At 65.3% G+C, this 19,909-nt stretch carries 23 protein-coding genes; 10 read left to right on the top strand and 13 right to left on the bottom strand.

Going from position 1 to position 19,909, the window contains the following annotated elements; translation table 11 throughout:
• Position 1: 1 nt before the first annotated feature.
• The 4 genes from rplT to WEB52_04480 all read right to left on the bottom strand — a co-directional run bounded on the left by rplT (position 2) and on the right by WEB52_04480 (position 3,241).
• Positions 2-355, bottom strand: a complete 354-nt coding sequence (rplT, locus tag WEB52_04495; GenBank protein ID MEX2225693.1) for a 50S ribosomal protein L20 — start codon at positions 353-355, stop codon at positions 2-4.
• Between the two features lie 161 nt (positions 356-516).
• Entirely contained in the window at positions 517-714 is a 198-nt protein-coding gene (locus WEB52_04490; protein ID MEX2225692.1) for a 50S ribosomal protein L35, read from the bottom strand.
• 6 nt (positions 715-720) lie between these two features.
• The gene (gene infC / locus WEB52_04485) at positions 721-1,353 is read right to left on the bottom strand and encodes a translation initiation factor IF-3 (GenBank protein ID MEX2225691.1); all 633 of its coding nucleotides are present in this window, start codon (positions 1,351-1,353) and stop codon (positions 721-723) included.
• Positions 1,354-1,543: 190 nt separating this feature from the next.
• Positions 1,544-3,241, bottom strand: a complete 1,698-nt coding sequence (locus WEB52_04480; protein MEX2225690.1) for an aldehyde ferredoxin oxidoreductase C-terminal domain-containing protein — start codon at positions 3,239-3,241, stop codon at positions 1,544-1,546.
• 108 nt (positions 3,242-3,349) lie between these two features.
• On the opposite strand from WEB52_04480, the gene WEB52_04475 reads away from it, so the two are divergent.
• Together WEB52_04475 and WEB52_04470 are read left to right on the top strand one after the other, a co-directional pair.
• On the top strand, positions 3,350-3,676 hold the full coding sequence (locus WEB52_04475) for a heavy metal-associated domain-containing protein (protein ID MEX2225689.1): 327 nt from the start codon (positions 3,350-3,352) through the stop codon (positions 3,674-3,676).
• Positions 3,673-4,542 (top strand): deoxyribonuclease IV, encoded by an 870-nt coding sequence (locus WEB52_04470; GenBank protein MEX2225688.1) that lies wholly within the window; start codon positions 3,673-3,675, stop codon positions 4,540-4,542. The genes WEB52_04475 and WEB52_04470 overlap by 4 nt, the downstream gene beginning before the upstream one ends.
• A 115-nt stretch (positions 4,543-4,657) precedes the next feature.
• On the opposite strand, the gene WEB52_04465 is transcribed toward WEB52_04470, so the two are convergent.
• Complete coding sequence (locus WEB52_04465) at positions 4,658-5,578, bottom strand: LysR family transcriptional regulator (GenBank protein ID MEX2225687.1); 921 nt, start codon at positions 5,576-5,578, stop codon at positions 4,658-4,660.
• 315 nt (positions 5,579-5,893) lie between these two features.
• Here WEB52_04465 and WEB52_04460 point away from each other — a divergent pair, with 315 nt between their 5' ends.
• The gene (locus tag WEB52_04460; GenBank protein ID MEX2225686.1) at positions 5,894-6,556 is read left to right on the top strand and encodes a DUF4386 family protein; all 663 of its coding nucleotides are present in this window, start codon (positions 5,894-5,896) and stop codon (positions 6,554-6,556) included.
• Positions 6,557-6,571: 15 nt separating this feature from the next.
• Here the strand turns inward: WEB52_04460 and WEB52_04455 are convergent, their stop codons facing one another.
• Positions 6,572-7,069, bottom strand: coding sequence for a DinB family protein (locus WEB52_04455; protein MEX2225685.1), 498 nt, complete (start codon positions 7,067-7,069; stop codon positions 6,572-6,574).
• A gap of 82 nt (positions 7,070-7,151) precedes the next feature.
• Between WEB52_04455 and aspS the strand changes: the two genes are divergently transcribed.
• Positions 7,152-8,966 (top strand): aspartate--tRNA ligase, encoded by a 1,815-nt coding sequence (aspS, locus tag WEB52_04450; protein ID MEX2225684.1) that lies wholly within the window; start codon positions 7,152-7,154, stop codon positions 8,964-8,966.
• A 95-nt stretch (positions 8,967-9,061) separates the two neighbouring features.
• On the opposite strand, the gene WEB52_04445 is transcribed toward aspS, so the two are convergent.
• The 4 genes from WEB52_04445 to WEB52_04430 all read right to left on the bottom strand — a co-directional run bounded on the left by WEB52_04445 (position 9,062) and on the right by WEB52_04430 (position 12,566).
• Positions 9,062-10,702, bottom strand: a complete 1,641-nt coding sequence (locus WEB52_04445) for a peptide ABC transporter substrate-binding protein (GenBank protein MEX2225683.1) — start codon at positions 10,700-10,702, stop codon at positions 9,062-9,064.
• Between the two features lie 30 nt (positions 10,703-10,732).
• Positions 10,733-10,966 carry a preprotein translocase subunit SecG gene (gene secG, locus WEB52_04440; protein ID MEX2225682.1) on the bottom strand — a complete coding sequence of 78 codons (234 nt, stop codon included), beginning with the start codon at positions 10,964-10,966 and terminating at the stop codon, positions 10,733-10,735.
• A gap of 70 nt (positions 10,967-11,036) precedes the next feature.
• Positions 11,037-11,978 carry a M48 family metallopeptidase gene (locus WEB52_04435; protein MEX2225681.1) on the bottom strand — a complete coding sequence of 314 codons (942 nt, stop codon included), beginning with the start codon at positions 11,976-11,978 and terminating at the stop codon, positions 11,037-11,039.
• 6 nt (positions 11,979-11,984) lie between these two features.
• Positions 11,985-12,566: a LemA family protein gene (locus tag WEB52_04430; protein MEX2225680.1), complete on the bottom strand. Its 582-nt coding sequence runs from the start codon at positions 12,564-12,566 to the stop codon at positions 11,985-11,987.
• A 166-nt stretch (positions 12,567-12,732) separates the two neighbouring features.
• Between WEB52_04430 and WEB52_04425 the strand changes: the two genes are divergently transcribed.
• The 3 genes from WEB52_04425 (at position 12,733) to WEB52_04415 (ending at position 14,893) form a co-directional block, all read left to right on the top strand.
• Positions 12,733-13,656, top strand: a complete 924-nt coding sequence (locus WEB52_04425) for an alpha/beta hydrolase (protein ID MEX2225679.1) — start codon at positions 12,733-12,735, stop codon at positions 13,654-13,656.
• 76 nt (positions 13,657-13,732) lie between these two features.
• Positions 13,733-14,071 (top strand): twin-arginine translocase TatA/TatE family subunit, encoded by a 339-nt coding sequence (gene tatA, locus WEB52_04420; protein MEX2225678.1) that lies wholly within the window; start codon positions 13,733-13,735, stop codon positions 14,069-14,071.
• 69 nt (positions 14,072-14,140) lie between these two features.
• Positions 14,141-14,893, top strand: coding sequence for an HAD family hydrolase (locus WEB52_04415; GenBank protein ID MEX2225677.1), 753 nt, complete (start codon positions 14,141-14,143; stop codon positions 14,891-14,893).
• Here WEB52_04415 and WEB52_04410 read toward each other — a convergent pair.
• Positions 14,890-15,156 carry a hypothetical protein gene (locus WEB52_04410; GenBank protein MEX2225676.1) on the bottom strand — a complete coding sequence of 89 codons (267 nt, stop codon included), beginning with the start codon at positions 15,154-15,156 and terminating at the stop codon, positions 14,890-14,892. The genes WEB52_04415 and WEB52_04410 overlap by 4 nt on opposite strands.
• Positions 15,157-15,205: 49 nt before the next feature.
• Here WEB52_04410 and WEB52_04405 point away from each other — a divergent pair, with 49 nt between their 5' ends.
• From WEB52_04405 to WEB52_04395, 3 genes are all read left to right on the top strand, one after another.
• Positions 15,206-15,769 carry an HD domain-containing protein gene (locus tag WEB52_04405; protein ID MEX2225675.1) on the top strand — a complete coding sequence of 188 codons (564 nt, stop codon included), beginning with the start codon at positions 15,206-15,208 and terminating at the stop codon, positions 15,767-15,769.
• Between the two features lie 97 nt (positions 15,770-15,866).
• Positions 15,867-16,196, top strand: a complete 330-nt coding sequence (locus WEB52_04400) for a helix-turn-helix transcriptional regulator (GenBank protein MEX2225674.1) — start codon at positions 15,867-15,869, stop codon at positions 16,194-16,196.
• Positions 16,190-16,816 carry an ATP-dependent Clp protease proteolytic subunit gene (locus WEB52_04395; GenBank protein MEX2225673.1) on the top strand — a complete coding sequence of 209 codons (627 nt, stop codon included), beginning with the start codon at positions 16,190-16,192 and terminating at the stop codon, positions 16,814-16,816. Before WEB52_04400 ends, WEB52_04395 begins: the two co-directional genes overlap by 7 nt.
• A gap of 57 nt (positions 16,817-16,873) precedes the next feature.
• Here WEB52_04395 and rmuC read toward each other — a convergent pair whose 3' ends face one another.
• Together rmuC and WEB52_04385 are read right to left on the bottom strand one after the other, a co-directional pair.
• Positions 16,874-18,349 carry a DNA recombination protein RmuC gene (gene rmuC / locus WEB52_04390; GenBank protein ID MEX2225672.1) on the bottom strand — a complete coding sequence of 492 codons (1,476 nt, stop codon included), beginning with the start codon at positions 18,347-18,349 and terminating at the stop codon, positions 16,874-16,876.
• Between the two features lie 88 nt (positions 18,350-18,437).
• Positions 18,438-19,832, bottom strand: a complete 1,395-nt coding sequence (locus WEB52_04385; GenBank protein ID MEX2225671.1) for a cytosine permease — start codon at positions 19,830-19,832, stop codon at positions 18,438-18,440.
• Positions 19,833-19,909: the final 77 nt, after the last annotated feature.

The following is a 19,909-nucleotide window of genomic DNA, read 5'->3' as shown; positions in this document are numbered from 1 at the left end:
GCTACTGCGCCGGCGTGGCCTTCTGCGCGAGCGCGGCGAAGGCCTGCGGCTGGTGTACCGCCAGGTCCGCAAGGATCTTGCGGTCGACCGCGACGCCGGCCTTGGCGAGGCCGTCGATGAGGCGGCTGTACGTCGTGCCGTTGAGCCGCGCCGCGGCGTTGATGCGCGCGATCCAGAGCTTGCGGAAGTCGCCCTTGCGCTCGCGCCGATGCACGTAGGCGTAGTCGAGCGCGTGCAGCATCGACTCGTTGGCGCGCCGGAAGACGCGGTGACGCTGGCCCTTGTGGCCCTTCGTCAGCTGCAGGATCTTCTTGTGTCGCGCGCGGGTCGTGACGCCGCGCTTCACCCTCGGCATGGAAGCTCCTCCGGAGCTAGCGCAGACAACACACAACAGACAACAGAGGTCGCGATGCGCTGCGTGATGTCCGGGCTTTGGATCGTTACGTTCATTCCCGCCTTCTGTTGTCTGCTTCTGTTGTCTGTTCTCTGTTGTCTGTTGTGTCCGCCGAAGGCGGACTAGTGGTAGGGCAGCAGCTTCCGCAGCATCCGCTGGTTGGGGCGCGACACGACGAACATCTCGTCGCCGGCGGCGTTCGCCTGCTTCGACTTGCGCGTCTTGCGGTGGCTGATGCTGCCCTTGCGGCTCGTGTACTTGCCCGAGCCGGTGATCTTGATGCGCCGCGCGGCGCCCTTGTGCGTCTTCAGCTTTGGCATCGGTCTCTACTCTGCTGCGGCGCCCGCCGCCTTGAGCGCGGCCGCCATCTGGGTTTCTTCCTGCGGCTGGGCCTGGGCCTCCGGCTGCTCGGCCTGCGGCCGCGGCGCGCGCGGCTCCTTGGGCTTCGCCGGCGCCTTCGCGACGACGGGCGCCAGGATCATCGTCATGAAGCGCCCCTCCATGGAGATGTGCTTCTCCATGGTCGCCGCCCCCTCCTCCTCGACGATCTTCTTCGCGACGCGCTGGAGCAGATCGCGGCCGATCTCGGGGTGGGTGATCTCACGGCCGCGGAACAATACCGAGACCTTGACCTTGTCGCCAGCTTTGAGCAGCTTGCCGATCACCTTCGCCTTGAAGTCGAGGTCGTGCTGGCCGATCTTCGTCTTGAAGCGCACCTCGCGCACGGTCACCTGGCGCTGGTGCTTGTGGGCGTCGCGCTCCTTCTTGGCCTGCTCGTACTTGAACTTGCCGTAGTCGAGGATGCGGCAGACGGGCGGGTTGGAGTTGGGGGCCACTTCGACGAGGTCGACGCCCCGTTCGCGGGCCATGTCCAGCGCCTGCTGGATCGGGATCACACCGAGCTTGTTGCCGTCATCGTCGATGACGAGGACTTCGCGGACGCGGATTTTCTCGTTGATGCGCAGGTCTTTAGCTATGGCAGTGTCCTTCGCGAGTACGGGGCAGGCGTTCGATTCGGGAGATCATAACCAGTGGAGGGTGAGCCCGGCAACGCTCATGCGGCGACTCGCAGGTTCACGCCGACGCCGTACGCTCTTCCGCAAGGTCACGAACGGCATGCTCTGTAAGCGTTAATAATGGCGGGGAACCCTACTCGAAGTCCCAGAAGTCGTCGATGATCGCGTCGTCTACGTCGAACACCATGTCGCCTTCGGACGTGTGCAGCGGCTCGCTGCGCAGGAACGCCGCGACGTACTCCGCGTCCCGCCCGAAGCCCGCACGCCGGTTGAAATCACGCTCCGTGATCAGCACCCGCGTCGCGAGTGCCAGCGCGTCCGCTTGCGTCCATTGCACGCCGTACATCGCGCTCACGAACTTCGCCATGTCCGCTTCGACCGGGTTCGAGAACTGGCACAAGCCGACCGAATCCACCGCTGCCATCACGAGTTGCTCGTGCCGCGACTGCTTCAGCAGGGTCTCGTGCGTGACGCCGCGCGCGGTGACGAGTCCGGCGGTGTGGTCGGCGCCCTGCGGGCTCGTGGCGTAGGTGATGCCCATCGCCTTCAGCGTCCGTGGCTCCCACGCCGGCAGCCCCTGCCCCTTGATTGTTGGCACCCGGTCGATGCCGTACGCGTGCGCGGTGCGCTGCGTGCCGTCGCCGAGCGTGCGGCCTAGCGGCGTGCCATGGCGCACGTCCTCCTCGAACGTACGGATGACGCCGCGCCAGTCGCCCCATTGCAGCACGCCGGCTTCCATCGCGACGCCAAACGCGTTACCCATCTCGATCGTGTCGAGCCCGAGGTCGTCGCAGAGGCGGTCCATCTGCGCTACGGCGTCGACGTCGTCGATCTCCAGGTTGCTGCCGAGCAGTGCGATCGTCTCGAACTCCAGCGCCGACGTTACGTGCTCGCCGCGCGCGTCGTTGAAGAGGATCGCGCACTTGATGATGCAGCCCGCCATACACGGCAGCATCTTGCCGCCGCGCTCTTCGCCGAGTTCAGCGATACGTTGCCCGCCGATGGCATCGCCGGTGGCCATCGTGCCGAGTCGATGGTTGCGCGTCGGCAGCGAGTGCACGTTGTCGCGGTTGACGAACTTGATCACGCCGGCGGTGCCGGTACGCGAGAGATTGTGCGTGCGCGGATCGTCGAGCACGATCTTTGAGAACGCGAGCATCGCTTCGCGGAACGCCGCCGGCTCCGCCGCGTCCACGTTCTTTGCGCCGTCATCATCGATGACGATCGCCTTGAGTCCCTTCGCCCCCATCAGCGCGCCGAGGCCACCGCGCGCGGCGTGGCGTGTCGGGCGCCCCTCCGGATCGTTGACGGCTATCGATGCAGCCCGCATCCGCATTTCACCCGCCGGGCCGATGCTGACGACGGCGCGCGTCTTACTGGAAGCGCCATCGAGCAGGCGCTGCGATGTCTCGTAGGTCCCGAGTCCGCGGAATTCGTCCGCACGCTCGAACCGCCATGAGGCATCGGCGCCGATGTACAGGACGTGCATCTGGCCGTCGACGGGCGCGCCTTCGACGATGACGGCTTTGATACCGAGCTTCGCCAGTTTGTGCCCGAGCACGCCGCCCACGTTCGATTCCTTGAGCCCGTCCATCAGCGGGCTCTTCGCGCCGAACGAGGTGCGGCCCGAGGTCGTGATCGCCGTGCCGCCGAGCAGTCCGGGCGCGAAGACGAGCTTCGCTTCGTCCGAGAGCGGGTCGATGGATGCGTCGACCTCTTCGGCGATGATGTGCGAGGTGAGCGCGCGGCCCCCGAGCAGCCGCCACGCCTCGGGCGCCTGCTCCTCGGTGACCCGCTGGTGGCGGGCGTCTACGCGTAGAACCTTGGACATAATGCCGCAGGTTATCCGATCGCCGCGACTTTGGGATCGGGCCGTCGATTCGCTCGAAAGGCCGCTTCCTGCGTCGCCGCCGGGCACGGCCTGAGGTACGATCGAAGCATGCGGATCCTCTGGCGTCGATTGCTCACGAATCCCACGACACGCGTCCTCTCGCGTGACGGAGATGTCACGCTGATCCAGGTCGAGGGCCTGGTCTGCGACAAGGTGTGCGCCGTCCGTACCCGGCAAGGCCTGGAGCGCATCGAAGGCGTGCGGCACGTCAGCGTCGATCTCGACTCGGGTGTCGCTACGGTGGTCGGCGCGCCGGCCAGTGCGGAAGCCTACGAGCACGCCGTCACGTCGATGGTCGCCGGACGCGGCATCCGACGCATCATCGAGCGCATCGCCCGTGCGCGCCGGCCACGGCACGCGAAGACGCCGTCATGAAGATCGGCGCCCACGTCTCGACAGCCGGCGGCCTTGTGACCGGTTTCGACCGCGCCGAGGCGATCGGCGCCGAGTGCCTGCAGATCTTCGAATCGGCGCCACAACAATGGGGCACCGCACGCCTCGAGGATGCGCAGGTCGACGAGTTCCGCGCGCGCATGATTGCGTCCGGGCTGGCGCCGCTGTTCATCCACGGCAAGTACCTGATGAACCTGGCGAGCGCCGACGCGAAGATCTTCAAGACGTCGGCCAGCACGCTGCGAAGCAGCCTGAACATCGCCGGACGCATTGGCGCGCGCGGCGTGGTCTTTCACACCGGGAGCCACAAGGGCGTCGGCATCGAGAGCGTCTTCGAACAGATCTGCGAAGCGGCGAGGCGCGTGCTCGGCGAAACGCCGGAAGACACCTGGATGATCTTCGAGAACTCAGCGGGTCAGGGCGGCGTCATCGGCTCGAAGTTCGGGGAGCTTGGCGCCATCATCAAGCGCATCGACCACCCGCGCGCCAAGGTGTGCCTGGACACCTGCCATGCGTTCGCCTCAGGCTACGATCTGAGCAATGCCGCGGGTGTCGCCGCTGCGCTTGAAGAATTCGACCGCGAGATCGGCCTCCAGAACCTCGCTGCGATCCACTGCAACGACTCGAAGGCTGCGCTCGGCGCCGGCCGTGACCTGCACGAAAACATCGGCGACGGCAAAATCGGCCGCGAGGGCTTCGCGGCGCTGCTCTCGCATCCGGCGGTGGCCGAGGTACCGCTGCTGCTCGAAGTGCCGGGCTACAAGATCGACGGGGCAGGCAAGGGGCCGGACAAGCCGAACATCGACCGCCTCAAGGAGATCCGCGCCGCGGCCGGTGTGAAAGCTTAGCCTGGGCCGCATCCCGTCAGCACCGAGAGCCGCTTGTCGCGCACGTCGACGACCAGCGCCTGGTCATCGAGGGGTCCGTCCGTACTCTGCTCTGGCGCGGGTTAGCACGAGGTGCCTACGCCACGCCCACCAGCGCCCCGTCGGGGATCGTGGCGCTATACGACTCGGCCAGCAGTGAGAAAAACGCCTGCACGGCGCGCGTGTACTTGCGATTCTTGCGGTAGATCAGCGAAATCTGGCGCCTGGGCAGCGCCGCGTTCGAGACGTCGACGATCCGCAAACGCCCCAGGTCCAGTTCGCGTTCGATCGACACCTTCGGCAATAGCGCGATGCCCAGGTCTTCTTCGACCATCTTCTTCGTCGCTTCGATCGTGTCCAGTTCCATGAACGTCTCCGGCACGATCGCGTGTTGCCGGAAGACCCCCTGGATCAGCGCGTTGTAGCTCGAACCGCGGTCGAACAGGATTAGCGGCTCGCGGCCGATCTCCTCGATTGTCGCGGCGCCGACGTGCGCGAAGCGGTGCTCAGGCGCCGCGACGAGCACCAGGTCGTCTTCGTACAGCGGCACGGTCGTGATGTCTGGATGCTGCACGGTGCGCTCCAGCGCGCAGTGGACGTCATCGGAGAGCACCATCTGCAGCACCTGCTCCGAACGCCCGGTGTGCACGCTCACCTCGACGCCGGGGTACATCGTGCAGTAGCTCTTCAGGATCTTCGGGAGCACGTACGTACTCACCGTCAGCGCCGAACCAAGCTTCAACGTGCCGATGTCGAGGTTGCGCATGCCGTTGATCGCGTCGCGGCCCTCTTGCAGGGCCTTCAGCGCGCGGCGCGCATACGGAAGAAACGCCGTTCCCATCTCCGTGAGCCGCACGCCGCGGCCGTTGCGCTCGAACAGCGCTTCGCCGAGATCGCGTTCCAGGGACTGAATGCGCGCTGTGACCGACGGCTGTGTGAGGAAGAGCGCATCGGCAGCCTTGCTGAAACTGCGATGCTGCGCGACCTGTACGAACGCTTCGACCTGCCCGAGGTCCACGTAAACTCGCCCTATTCTCGGCCGACGGGCCGCGATACAACCCGATGAGACGGCGTGTATCAGTATCGTCTATGGAGACATGAGTGTGCCATTGATCGCGATCGGTTGCAAGAGGCTCGTCGCATCGTCGCCACCAACGTGCCCGGCAGCCCCGCGAACCTCGCCAGAAGCGGCCCATCCGTCCACTTACCGCCGCGTTCCCGGGTCCGACGTTCCCCCCGCCAATCCGCGGCCGGATGTGCTGCGCCCCCCCAATGATCTTCACAAACGTTACGGCGGGGCCTATCATCGCCCCTGAGAAAGCGAGGGGGCCAGATGAGCATGATCAAACTAGGCGGGATCGCGGGCATCGTCTTCGCTGTGCTTCTCGTCGCTGCCGCGATTACGACAGGTGAGCCGCCGGGCGGTACCGACTCGGACGCCGAGATCGTCGCGTGGTACGAGGACAGCGGCAATCAGTGGCAACAACTCATCTCGGCCTACCTGTTCAGCGGCGCGGCGTTGACCCTCATGCTGTTCACCGGTCTCGGACTGCTGCCCTTGCTGCGCGCCGCTCGCAGAGACGCAGCGACCTACACGTCGTTGACGCTCGGCGCGGCCGTCATGACGGCTGTTGCGCTGTTCGCAGGGGGCATCGGCATCGCCGCAGTCGGCGCGAGCGCACTGTTCGACGACGATCCCGTCGATCCGGGCGTCGCTCGCTTCCTCGATGGCATCGGCTACGGCAGTTTGCTCATCTGGGGTGGGTTGTCGGCGGCATTGCTCATCGCCGTCGTATCGGCAGCGGTGCTGCGCGAGCGCATTCTTCCAGTTTGGTTCGGATGGCTCGGCGTGCTCGCCGCGATCGTTTTGCTGTTCGCGGTGATCTTCGTTCCGATGCTTGCGCTGCCCGTATGGGCGCTCGTCGCGGGAGTCCTGATGCTGATGGGCACGACGGGAGGTGCCGCCGCGACGGGCACAGCCCAAACGGAGCCATAACCGGCGCCGGCGGATTCAGACTTCGCTGCTCAGCCCCGCAGCAGCGGCCCAGTGCCACCCATCGAGGTCGGGCGTCTCGACGCCCATGCTGGCAAGCGCGAGCTTGATCTCGGTGCGATGTTCGACGCCGTGTTCCATGGCGTGCACAAGGAAGAAGTTTTTCGGGAAGCGGAACACCTTCCCCTGCCACGCAAGGTCGGCCGTCGCTTCGCCATCCGCTTTTTCTGCGATCGCGATCAACTCGTCGCTGGATCGACTCAGGACGTCGAGTACGGCGTCAAACCCGGGCCATACGCTCCAGCGATTCAACTCGCCTGCGTGCTGGCGGCCCTGCGTCCGCAGCACGAAGGTCTGCTGGCCGCCCGCGAGGTGCAGGAGCAAAGCCCGTATCGTGCCCGAAGTCCAGTCGATCGCGGCGTCGAGTTGCTCGTCGCTCAGTGCGCGACACGCTTCGAAGAGCGTCTGGTTGGCCCATTTGTTGTACCGCAGCATGTCCGCCAGTGGCTGATTCATGGTTTTCTCCGGGCTCAGGACGACTGTCCGACGACACGCACGGTACACTGCGCCATCATCCATCCCCACTGCTGGAGGCGACGTGCTCAAGACCCACTACTGCGGCGACCTTCGCGCGAGCGATGTCGGCCAGACCGTGACGCTCGCGGGCTGGGTACACCGGCGGCGCGACCACGGCGGCCTCATCTTCCTCGATCTGCGCGATAGCCGCGGCCTCGTGCAAGTTGTCGTCAACCCCGACGCCGCGCAGGCCCACGCCGTCGCCAGCGAAGCGCGCAGCGAGTACGTGCTACGCATCGAGGGGCGGGTCGAGCGGCGGCGCGCCGGCAGCGAGAACCCGAAACTGCCTACCGGCGAGATCGAAGTCATCGCTACCTCGGCGGAGATCCTGAACGCGGCCAAGACGCCGCCGTTCTACATCAACGAGGACGCCGAGATCGGCGACGCCCAGCGGCTGCAGTATCGATATCTCGACCTGCGCCGCGAGAGCATGCACAGCAAGATCGTGCTGCGCGCAGAGATCACGCAGAAGATGCGCAGTTTCCTCACGGAGCGCGGCTTTATCGAGATCGAGACGCCGATCCTGGCGAACCCAACGCCGGAAGGCTCGCGCGATTACCTCGTGCCCAGCCGCATCCATCCGGGCAACTTCTACGCGCTGCCACAGTCCCCGCAGCAGTTCAAGCAACTGCTGATGGTCGCGGGCTTCGAGCGCTACTTCCAGATGGCACGCTGTTTCCGCGACGAAGACCTGCGCGCCGACCGTCAGCCGGAGTTCACGCAGCTCGACCTGGAAATGAGCTTCGTCGAGCAGGACGACATCCTGGGGTTGATCGAAGAGATGTACATCGAGATCGGCCGCGCGGTCCGGCCCGACCTGAGCATCCCCGCGCCGTTCCCGCGCATGACGTACGAAGAGGCCATGCGGCGCTTCGGCAGCGACAAGCCGGACATCCGCTACGGGCTGGAACTCGTGGACCTCACGAACGCCGTGCGCGGCACCGAATTCATCGTGTTCAAGTCGGCCGTCGAGAGCCACGGCGCGATCGAAGGCATCAACGTCCCCGGCGGCGCTTCGTTCAGCCGCAAGGAGATCGATGCTCTGACAGAGACGGTGAAGACATATGGCGCGAAGGGGCTCGTTTCGATCGGGTTCCTTGCCGATCCCGCTGGCGCCTCCGAGGAGGAGATCCGTTCACCCGTACTCAAGCACATCGGCGTCGACATGGTGCGCTCGCTCGGGAAGATAGCCGGCTCCGCGAAAGGCGACCTGCTGCTGATCGTCGCCGGCGTCGGGGGCCGTCCCGCGAAGGAGGCGGGTTCCATCGGACGCGTCAAGCCGTCGCTCGATGCTCTGCGCCGTACGCTCGCGGACAAACTGCAACTCGCAGATCCGGGCACGCTGCAGTTCCTGTGGATCGTCGAGTTTCCGATGTTCGAATGGAGCGACGAGGACGAGCGCTACTACAGCGTCACGCACCCGTTCACGGCGCCGATGGATGCGGACAGAGGATTTGCCGATGACCCTGGCGCCGCGCACTCCAAGTCGCATGACCTGGTGTGCAACGGCCAGGAGCTTGGCGGCGGCAGCATCCGCATCCACAGTCGCGATATGCAGCAGGCGGTCTTCCGCGCGCTCAACCTGACGGAGCAAGAGACGAAGGAGCGGTTCTCGCACATGCTCGAAGCGTTCGAGTACGGGGCGCCGCCTCACGGGGGCATCGCCATGGGCCTCGACCGCGCGGTGTCGATGTTCACGCAGGACCCGGACCTGCGCGAGGTCATCGCCTTTCCGAAGACGAAAAGCGCCAGCGATCCGATGACCGGCGCGCCGCTTCCCGTCGACCCCGCACAACTCGCGGAGCTGGGCTTGCAGCGAACGCAAAACGAACGCTAATGTTCGCCGCGCCAAGCGTCGCACATCAAATTAGCACCGAGTCGCTGCGAACGTTACATGCGGAGCGCGCCCGAAATGCCACAGACGCCGCCAATTCACTCGATCCGCGTGTTCACGTACCACTGGTTTACGTTGGCGAACCGCGAGGCGCTGGTAAACAGCAGCGATGCCGCGAAGCCCTGCGTACGTTGGCTCTGAACGTACATGTATGCCGGTGCGTGCAACGGTACTGCCGGCAGATCCGTGATCAACATGGTGGAGAACACTTCGTACAGTTCGCGCCGGCGCTGCACGTCGGTCGTCTGGCGCGCGCGCTCCAGTACGTCGTCCATCCGCGCATTCGCGTAGTTCGAGAGGTTGCGCCCCAGCGGTGTGATCTGGCTCGAATGCCAGAACGGATAGGGATCCGGATCAGGCCCCGGATCGATCTCCACCAGTGCCGCAGTGAACGCCCGCGGGAGCAGCGTCTCATCGATGTACGAGGTTGCATCGAGAGGGACGACCCTCGCTTCGACGTCGATTGATTGCCATTGGCGTGCGACGTTCTCGGCGATGGCGATCTTGTGCGGGTCATTGTTGGTCACCAACTCGAACGCAAGCCGCACGCCGTCCTTATGGCGCACGCCATCGCGGCCGCGCGCCCAGCCGGCGCGCTCGAGCGCGCTGGCAGACGTCCCGGCGTTGAACTCGGGCACCTCCACCTCGGTGTGCGCCCACGACATTGTTGGAATGCCCGCCGCCGATACTTCGCCCTGACCGAGCGCTACCTCCTCAACCAGCGTCTCGCGGCTCATGCCCTGAAGCAGCGCCGTTCTCACGGCCGGATCGCTGAAGAGCGGCGATCGCGTATCGAGGAACACCATGTTGACTGAGGTCGATGTGAGTCCGTGCAACGCGTACGCGCCCGTGTCCTGGATGAAGTCCAGATCCGCGCGGCGTGTGCCGGGGCGTAACATGGCGCCGTCGATCTCACGCTGCCGCAGCGCTGCCGTCAACGCATCGTCTTCCGGGAAAATGCGAAACTCGAGCGTGGAGACCCGTGGCGGGCCCAGGTAGTACGTCGGGTTTGACTCGAGCACGACGCTGTTGCGCGTCCGCGACGCGAAGCGATACGGCCCGCTTCCGACGGGGTCTGCGTTGAACTCATCGTTGTAAAGCTGGTTGGCATCGAGTCCGTCCAGCACGTACTTCGGCACGATCCCGACGGTCATGTACGCCAGGAAGGGCGCATACGCCTGCTCCAGCCGAAACTCCACGGTGTACGGATCGCGCGCGGTCACGACGACGCCCTGCATAAGCTGGGCGAGCGCCGGATCGCCTTTGAACGCCGGGTCAGAGATCGCCTGGAACGTGAACACGACGTCTTCCGCGGTCAGGGGCGTGTTGTCGCTGTCCTGCCACGCGACGCCGCGGCGCAGGTAAAAGACGTAGCTCTGACCGTTGCCGGTGATCTCCCAGCGCTCGGCGAGATCCGGCAGGGGCGTCCCATCCGGACCGAGCCGTACCAGGCCGCTGAAGATCAACGCCGTCAGGTCCGCGTCCGTCGGATTTGCGTGCGAGAACAGGGGGTTGATGCGCTCCGGCGCGCGCGTCACGCCTTCCACGTAATGGCCGCCGCTGGCAGGCACCGCCTCGCCCTTCGGATTAGCGAGCACGAAATACCAGAGCAGCGCGACCATCGCCACGCCCACGACGAGCGCGCCAAAGATCGGCCAGCGGGTATGTGAGAGGAACACGTCAGGGAGCCCCGGGCCCGGCGCCCGGGCTTACTCGATCGACGCGCGCACCGCCCAGATCGAGACGATCAGGAAGACGAAGGCGAGCACGATCGTCAGCTGGAATAGCGTCTTCTCGACGCCCCGTCGTGTCCGGAAGCTGCTGTTGGTGCCACCGCCCAACGCCGTGCCGATGCCCGAACCCTTCGCCTGGAGCAGGATGACGAGCATCAGGATCGTCGCGACGAGTATCTGGGCGATATTGATAAAGTCTGCAAATTCCAATGCGGCACCTCATAGACGGGGAGTCGGCGGATATTAAAGCACAAACAGGCGCGCCTGCCCAAATCCGTGCTTACATCGCGCGCAGCAGGCGGATTCGCTCCTCGACGGGGGGATGGGTGCTGAACAGGTTGTTCAGCGCAGATGCGTGCTCCTTCAGCGGATTCTCGAAGTACATGTGCGCCGTCGCCTTGTTGGCTGCCTCCAGGGGTTCCTTGTCCGACGAGATCTTCTCGAGCGCGCGGGCCAGAGCGTCGGGGTTCCGGCACAGGAGCGCCCCCGATGCGTCCGCCAGATACTCGCGCCTCCGCGAAATCGCGAGCTGGATGAACTTGGCGATGATCGGCGCCAGGACCGCGAACAAGATCGCGACGATCGCGACGATCGCCGCGCCGCGGCCGCCCTTGTCGCGGTTGCTGCTGCGCCGTCCCGCCCCGAACCACGTCCAGCGCAGGAACACGTCGGCCAGGAGCGCGATCAGCCCGACCAGGACTACGGTGATCGTCATCACGCGGATATCGTAGTTGCCGATGTGCGACATCTCGTGCGCCATGACGCCTTCGACTTCGGCCTTGTCTAGCTTGTCCAGAAGGCCGCGCGTCGCCGTGACGGCCGCGTGCTTCGGGTCGCGTCCCGTCGCGAAGGCGTTGGGGGCGCTGTCTTCGATGACGTAGACCTTCGGCATCGGCAGACCCGAGCCTATGCTCAGGTTCTCGACGATCCGGACCAGGTCCGGCTCCTGCTCCCTGGTCACTTCGCGCGCGCCGCTCACGCCCAACGCGACGCTCGAACTGGCGTAGTAGCTGAACAGGGCATATGCGGCAAGCCCGACGAACGCGAACGGCGCAAAGATCAGGTCGATGCCCATCGCGTAGCCCAGCGCGGTCACGAAGGCGCCCAATACCACGACGAAGAGGAACATCATCAACCACGTCTCGCGTTTGTTCGCGGAGATGCGGTCGTAGATCAGTACCGGCTGTTCGACATCGCCGGGCACGGACTGGACATTCGCCATGGGCTGCTATGCGCTCGCGGCGGGCGTCGTGAAGCTGACGCGCACATCCTCGCGCGCCTCTTCTTCCGCCTCGAAGAACTCTTCCTGTTCGAAGTTGAACATGTTGGCAAAGACCACCGAAGGAAAGGTCTGCGTCTTGGTGTTATACGAGAGCACGTTGGTGTTGTAGAACTGGCGCGAGTAGGCGATCTTGTCCTCGGTATCGGACAGCTCTTCCTGGAGGTGCATGAAGTTCTCGTTAGCCTTCAAGTCGGGGTATGCTTCGGCGACGGCGAACAACGAGCGCAGCGTCTGCGTGAGCATGTTGTTCGCCTCGGCCGCGGCCCCGGGTGACCCCGCCTGCTGCAACTGCGCGCGCGCCTCCGTCACGTTTTGCAGCGTCTCGCGTTCATGCGCCGCGTAGCCCTTCACCGTCTCGACAAGGTTGGGGATCAGCGATGCGCGCCGTTTGAGCTGCACATCGATGCCCGACCACGCTTCCTTCACGCGCAGACGCGCCTGCACCAGGCCGTTGTACATCCCGACCAGAATGATCGCGAGCACGACGATGACGGCGACGACCACGCCGATGATGATCCATACAGCCACGGTCTTCTCCTCTCGTCCGAGGTCTATGCATCGATTGTAGCATCATGCAAATTCGGGAACGCTGTCCGCCGTGAGGCCTGGCGCCGAGCACCGTTGCAGGATGAGCTTGCCCGGCGCGGCGGCCGAAGCCAGAATGACCTGCTCTGGTACGCCAGTGGAGGCGGAGATGAAAAAACGCACTACTGTCTTCGCTCTCGCCGGCATAGCCGCTGGCGCCGCGCTGCTCCGGCGGGGCGGCCTGCGCGAAGACCTCGAGTGGCAGGAGTTGGAGAAGCCGGGCCACATCATCGACATCGACGGGTATGGCGTGCATATCGTCGAACAGGGCGTCGGGCGGGCGATTGTGTTCATTCACGGTTTCGGCGGCCAGACGTTCCAGTACCGGCACCAGCTTCCGTACTTCGCGCGCAATCATCGCGTGATCGCCGTCGACCTCAAGGGCTTCGGCTACAGCGAGCGCGATGCCAACGCCGGGCTCTCACACACGGACCAGGTCGCGATGCTGCACAGCCTGCTGGAGCGCCTCGGCATCGACCATGCCGTGATCGTCGGACACTCGATGGGCGGCGCCGTTGCGCAGCGCTTCGCCGCCGGCCACCCCGCCATGGTCGACGCGTTGGTCCTCGTCGCGGCGATGCCCGCGGACCGTCGCCCGCGCAGAGCGCCGCTGCCCGCCTTCGCGTTGCTGCCCGTGCTGCCGCTGCTGGCGCGTGTCGCCGCATCCCGTCTACTGAAGTACGGTTTCCACGACGCAGCGAACCTTACGCAGGAGGTGCGCGAAGAGTACCTGCGGCCGGCGCGCATCAAGGGTTCGATGTACGGCCTGACGAAGATGATGCAGGACGCACGGTCCGACCTGGCCGTCGACCTGTCGCGCGTCACCATGCCCATACTCCTGCTGTACGGCGCTCACGATCCCGTGGCGCCGCTCTCCATGGCCCAGCAGATCCGCGCGCGCATTCCCCGGGCCCGTCTCACTGTCATCGAGCGGGCAGCGCACCTGCTGCTCGAGGAGCGCCCCGACGAGTGCAATCGCGCTATCGGGCACTTCCTGCGCGAGTCGGTCCCCGCGGCGACCACCCGGGCATAGCCGTGGATTCACGCTGGCTTGCAGCGGAATCGAGGCCGGTGATACGCTGCATTACGTCCCATTGGGAGGGGTAACTATGCCAATACTCGCAGGTCTGGGTCCGTTCGGGCCGTGGGAACTCGCCCTCATCCTTTTGATCGTCGTGCTCATCTTCGGCGTCGGCCGTCTGCCCGAAGTGGGCGGCGCCGTCGGCAAGGGCATCCGCGAGTTTCGCAAGAGCACGCGCGATGAGTCCGCTGGTGACGACACGCCGCCATCGGACACGGTGAGCAGCACAACCGCTGTTGACGACGCACCTGGCCCGATCGCCAGTGGCAGTGACAAGGCGTTCTGTACCGAGTGCGGCACCGCCAACGCTCGCGGCGCCAAGTACTGCTCCCAGTGCGGCCATGCGATGACGGCAGGCGTCAGCTAACCGTCGATCGTCGCGCGCAGGAAGATCAGCCGCCGGTCAGCGACCGGCGGCTTTCGTTATGGGGAAACCATGCAGATTCGCGTCATGCTGTTCGACCTCTGGGGCACGCTCTTCATCGACGACTCGGCCGCCGTCTCCACGATGGAACGAAGGAACGCTGCCCGCGTCCGCATGGCGGCCGAAGCGCTCGCCGCGCTCGGGTTCGAGTACGACGCGTCACGTATCGATCTCGCCTTTCGCGCGGCCGCCGAGGAGCACGCACACATCCACGCCGAAGGCCTTGATCTCAGCGCAGAGGGACGCACCGTCCTCTACTTGCGCCATCTCGATCCACGACTCGCAGGCGCCCTCGACGATGAGGGTTGGCGCCGCATGCACGAAGCTATCCTGACGCCGGCGCTCTTGGCGCCTCCCGCTGTCATGCCGGGGGCGGTCGAGACGCTGCTGCAGGTCAGGGCACTCGGCCTGCCCCTCGGCCTGATCTCGAACGCCGGCGCCACGCCGGGCTTCGTGCTGCGCCGCATCATGGATGACCACGGTCTGCTCGAGCACTTCGACCACACGGTGTTTTCGGATGAAGTCGAAGTCGCGAAGCCCTCACCGGCGATCTTCGAGCACGCGCTCGATGCGTTCGATGTCGAACCGCGCGAGGCGGCGTTCATCGGCGATCAGCCGGTCCTCGACGTCCTCGGCCCACGCAATGCCGGCATCTGGAGCATTCAGATCGGCGACCGTAGTGAAGACGGCATCGAGCCGCACGCGCGGATCAGTGTGCTGTCGGAGCTAGTGCCGGCGATGCGTACGCTGGGCCTGCTTGACTAAACTCCGGGCGGGCGAAAGCGCTGCTGGTCCCAGCGAGCGAATAGCCAGATCCCGATCACCGTGAACGCAACAGGGATCAGCGCCAGCGCAGGGTGCCGCGTGAACAGCACGAAGATCACCGCGATGTCGACCACCAGCACGATCATCGCGATCAGGACGGGCACGATGACCGCGAAGACCGCCCGCATGATGACGAGCGTCTCAAGGCATCCGGGCGGCTTGTCCTCGGGCGGGGGCCCGGAGGAATCGTGGTAATAGCCCATCGGGCCTATGATATCGATACGAGGCGGGACGTACGGACGAGGTGCCGGCATGGATCGAAACGCGGCGTGGGAATTGCTCTGCGAGTACACACAGACCGATGGTCTGAGAAAGCACGGGCTCGCCGTCGAGGGGGTGATGAGACATTTCGCCCGCAAGAACGGCGAAGACGAAAATGTCTGGGGGATCACCGGTCTGCTGCACGACTTCGACTACGAGCGCTGGCCGACGGCCGAAGGCCATCCGTACGAAGGCAACAAGATTCTCGTCGAACGCGGCTATCCGCATGACGTGACGACAGCGATCATGGGCCACGCTGACTACACGGGCGTGCCACGTGAAACGCCGATGGCGAAGACGTTGTTCTCGGTAGACGAGCTGACGGGGTTCGTGACGGCGGTCGCGCTCGTGCGGCCCAACAAGAGCATCTTCGAGGTCGAGGCGGCGTCGGTGCGGAAGAAAATGAAGGACAAGGCGTTCGCGCGGCAAGTGAACCGAGACGACATAACGAATGGCGCCGCACAACTCGGCGCCGACCTCAACGAGCACATCGCCGAGGTCATCGAAGCGTTGAAACCACACGCCGAGGCGCTGGGACTCCGCGGCACGGCCTGATGGCGTGCAGCGTCGGCCGCCGTATCACGAGTCGCGCATGCACGCGATGCATCGGGCGGGTAGTGTAAATCGCCCCTCCGGCTGCTAACCTCGATCTATGAGCAGACGAGGGCGGCCGCCGTTTCCCGATGTCCTGACGCCGCGCCAGCAGGAAGTGCTCGAGTACGTGCGGCAGGGCTTGACCAACGACCAGATCGCGCAGCACCTGGGCATCAGCCCGGACGGCGTGAAGTTCCACGTATCTGAGATCCTGTCCCGCACCGGCAAGCGCCGCCGTGGCGAGGCTGCGGAGTGGAGCCGCGAACGCGAACGTCCGACAGCGCTGCTGCGAAGTTGGCGCACGCGGGGCGTCCGCCGCGGACGCGGGCGAGGCCATCGCAGGAGCCTCCGTACGATCGGATTGGAGCAGGAGGCGATCGCATGCTGATCCCGTCTGTCATCGAGACGAGCGCGCGAGGCGAACGTGCCTTCGATATCTATTCGTTGCTCCTCCGCGAGCGCATCATCGTCCTCGGCACCGGCATCGATGACCAGGTGGCGAACCTGGTCATCGCGCAGCTCCTCTACCTTGAGCGCGAGGATCCGGACAAAGACATCAACATGTACATCAACTGCCACGGCGGCTCCGTCACCGCCGGGCTGGCGATCTACGACACGATGCAACTTGTCCGCCCTGACGTCGCCACGTACGCGATGGGTATCGCCGCGAGCATGGGAACCGTGGTGCTGTGCTCCGGCGCACCGGGCAAACGCTACGCGATGCCGAACGCGACGCTGCACATGCACCAGGCGTTGCTCGGTGGCGGTGGCATCACCGGCCAGGCGCGCGACATCGAGATCCAGGCACACGAGATATTGCGCGAGAATGACATCGTCCGCGGCATCCTCGTGAAGCACACCGGCCAGTCTGACGAGCAGGTCCGCAAGGATTACGACCGCGACTTCTTCATGTCACCCGAGTCAGCGAAGGAGTACGGCCTCGTCGACGAGATTTTGCAGCCTCGTTCGCGGGAACCTGCGTCGGCCGCCGCGGGATTACGCCGTTAGTCGCGCGGGCACGCGGGCTGAAAGCCCGCGCTCGATGCAGTCGATGCACGAATGGCGTTAGCGCTCTGCCGCGAGGAACTCCGGCAGCGCATCCTGCTCGGCTTCCTCTTCGACGGGGATTGTTCCGGGCTGCAGCGCGCGCGCCGACCGATCGATGGCGCCGAGTTCCTCGAGCGGCGCCGGCGTGGAGACACCAAGCTCTCCGAAGCGGCGCGCTGACACCATCACGCGGCCTTCGAGCGAGCCGATCGCCCGGTTGTACGACTCGACGGCGCCATCGAGCTTGCGACGCAGGTCGTCGAAGTGGCCGGCCATCGTCTGCAGCCGGTCGTAGAGTTCCCGGCCCAGTTCGCTGATGCGCTCGGCGTTTCGCGCGATGCGCTCCTGGCTCCAGCCGTGGGCGATCGCTCGCAGGTACGCGATGAGCGTCGCCGGACTGGCGATGAGCACGTTCTTGCGCGCGGCAAACTCAAGGAGTTCGGGATCGTGCTGCAGCGCCGCCGTATACAGCATCTCGCCCGGCAAGAACATGACGACGTACTCCGGCGTGCCGTCGACATGCGACCAGTAGCGCTTATCGCTCAGTTTCGAGATATGGTCGCGTACCTGCCGCACATGCGTACGCATGAGTTCGGCGCGCGCGGTGTCATCGTCGGTCTGGTTCGCCGAAACGTATGCGTCCAGTGGCGTTTTCGCATCGATGACGACCGTTTTGTCGCCGGGAAGGTTGACGATCATGTCGGGTCGCAAGGCGCCGTCTTCAGTCTGGAGCGTCTGCTGGCTCCGGAAGTCACAGTATTCGAGCATGCCCGCGATCTCGACGACGCGCCGCAGCTGCATCTCTCCCCACTGGCCGCGCACGTGCGGCGTCCGCAGTGCCTTGACGAGGCTCGCAGTCTCGCCGCGTAACATCTGCTGCGACTCTTCAAGCGTCGTCAGATGCGTCTTGAGACCGGCGTACGCGTCAATGCGCGCTTTCTCGACGTCGTGGATCTTCGTATCGAACTTCTCGAGCGACTCGCGGATCGGCCGCACCAATGCATCGATCGCCTGCTGCCGTTTCTCCAGGTCGCCCGTGGCACTCTGCTGAAAGCTGCCGAGCGTCTCCTTCGCCAGTTCGAGGAAGGACTGATTGTTGCGTCGCAGGGCGTCCGATGACATCGACTCGAATGCCTCGCGCAGCTTTGCCTCGGACTGGCTGACGAGGCTCTGCGCCATTTCGAGCTTCTCAGCCGCAGCGCGGCGATCGCCCTCCGCGCGCGCGACAAGGCCGGCCTGCTCCTCGCGCAGAGCGGTCAGGTCGGAACGCTTCGCGTCGACCTCACCGCGGACGACGCCGAGTTGTTCTTGCAGGATGACGACGTGCCGATCGCGCTCTTCGAGCCGCGTGAGCGCCACAGCCACGTCGGCCGATGATCGCGATGCCGCCTCGGCCAGTTGCTGCTCCATCCTCGCACGGACCAGTGCCCACGCTCCCAGCGCTCCCGCTCCGGCACCCAGCATGATTCCGAGAAGCAGTACGGCGACATCCATGCGGCATCCCCCGGCGCTTCCTGCACGCGATTCGGCTAAAGGATATTAGCAGGTTTGCCGTATGGCCGGACATGGCGATGTCAAACTGTCATACGGCTCCGGCATCGGCCGCGGCAGGTCGCCGAACCGGCAGTCGGGTCAGGAGCAGGTAGAGGACGACGCTCACGGCGAACGACGGGAGCGTGCCGCCGATCCTCGTCAGGTCGCTCGGCACATCGCTGATCCATGCGAAGTGATCGACGAGGGCCGGTGGCTGCGCGCACGCCGCGTACACCACGAAACCCGCCAGCCACGCGAGCACCCCCGCGAGATTGACGCCATTCCAGTACCAGTAGCGGCCTCCCTCGGCGTAGAGTTCGCGGCCCACGTACTGTCCGCGGTTGGTGACGAAGTAATCGGCGATGAGTACGCCGAACAGCGAGACGAACACGCCGCCGATGAGCAGCAGGAAGTTCTCGTAGCCGAGGAGGTCGACGCTCACCGCCAGCACGAACGCAGCTACGCCGACGAGGACGGCGAGCATGCGTTGCGGCACGGCGACGAGATTCTGCAGCGAAACGGCAGCCGAGTAGATGTCAGCAAATGTGTTGTCTGTCTCATCGACCAGGATCACGAACAAGAAGAGCCAGCCGAGCGCCAACGGCACGAGCGAATCGACGAGCGCGCCGATGAGACTGCCGGGGTTTGCACTCAGCACCAGCACGTACCCGAAGCCCAGGAAGAAGAACCAGACGTTCGCCACCGCGTAGCTGAAGAACGTCGCCACCGCCGCCGCGTTTCCGCTGCGCGCGTACCGCGTGTAGTCAGCAATGAGCGGCAGCCACGAGACGGGCAGCGACACGGCGATATCGACGCCCTGCCAGAAATTGGGGAAGCCGCCCGCACCATCGCGCCCGAAGTAGTCGTTCAGGTCATACGTGGCAAACAACCGGTACGTCAGCCAGATCGTCGCGGCGAGCACGATCCATATGCCGAACTTCTGCAGGAACTGGCGGATCATCACGATCGGACCGCCCACCGCGAACGCCGTGCCAACGATCGCAAACAAGGCCATCCAGAAGTAATAGCCCTCGAAACCGAAGAACTCGTCGCTCAGCGCCCGCGAAGCCTGCGCCATGATGATCAACTCGAGGCCGGCCCAGCCAACGAGTTGTCCGATGTTCAGGACAGACGCCAGGTACGAGCCGCGGATGCCCAGCGCGGGCCGCAGCGCCACCATCGTCGGGACGCCGGTGTCGGCGCCGATCTTGCCGGTGATCGCGAGCAGCGCCGCGCCGATGATGCTACCCACCACCGTCGCGGCGATCGCCGCCGGCAGGCCGAGCGCCGGCACCAGCAGGCTTCCCGCGACGAGGACGAGCAGCCCGACGCCCAGATCGCCCCACAGGATGCCGACGTCGAGCGGTCCCAACGTCCGCCTGGACGCTGGCACGGGCGCAATCTCCTCGAAGGTCTCTTCGGCGATTTTGGATGGAGCGGTCATGCGTACACCTCGATCACAGACGCCGCTGGGACACAGCGGCAATCGAGATGCGGTGTCCCTCCCCGGCGCGACACGGG

The organism is Dehalococcoidia bacterium, from assembly GCA_040902535.1.
Lineage (GTDB): Bacteria > Chloroflexota > Dehalococcoidia > DSTF01 > JACRBR01 > JBBDXD01.
Note: the sequence above shows the minus strand (reverse complement) of the source record. Positions and strands in the feature narration are given on the sequence as shown.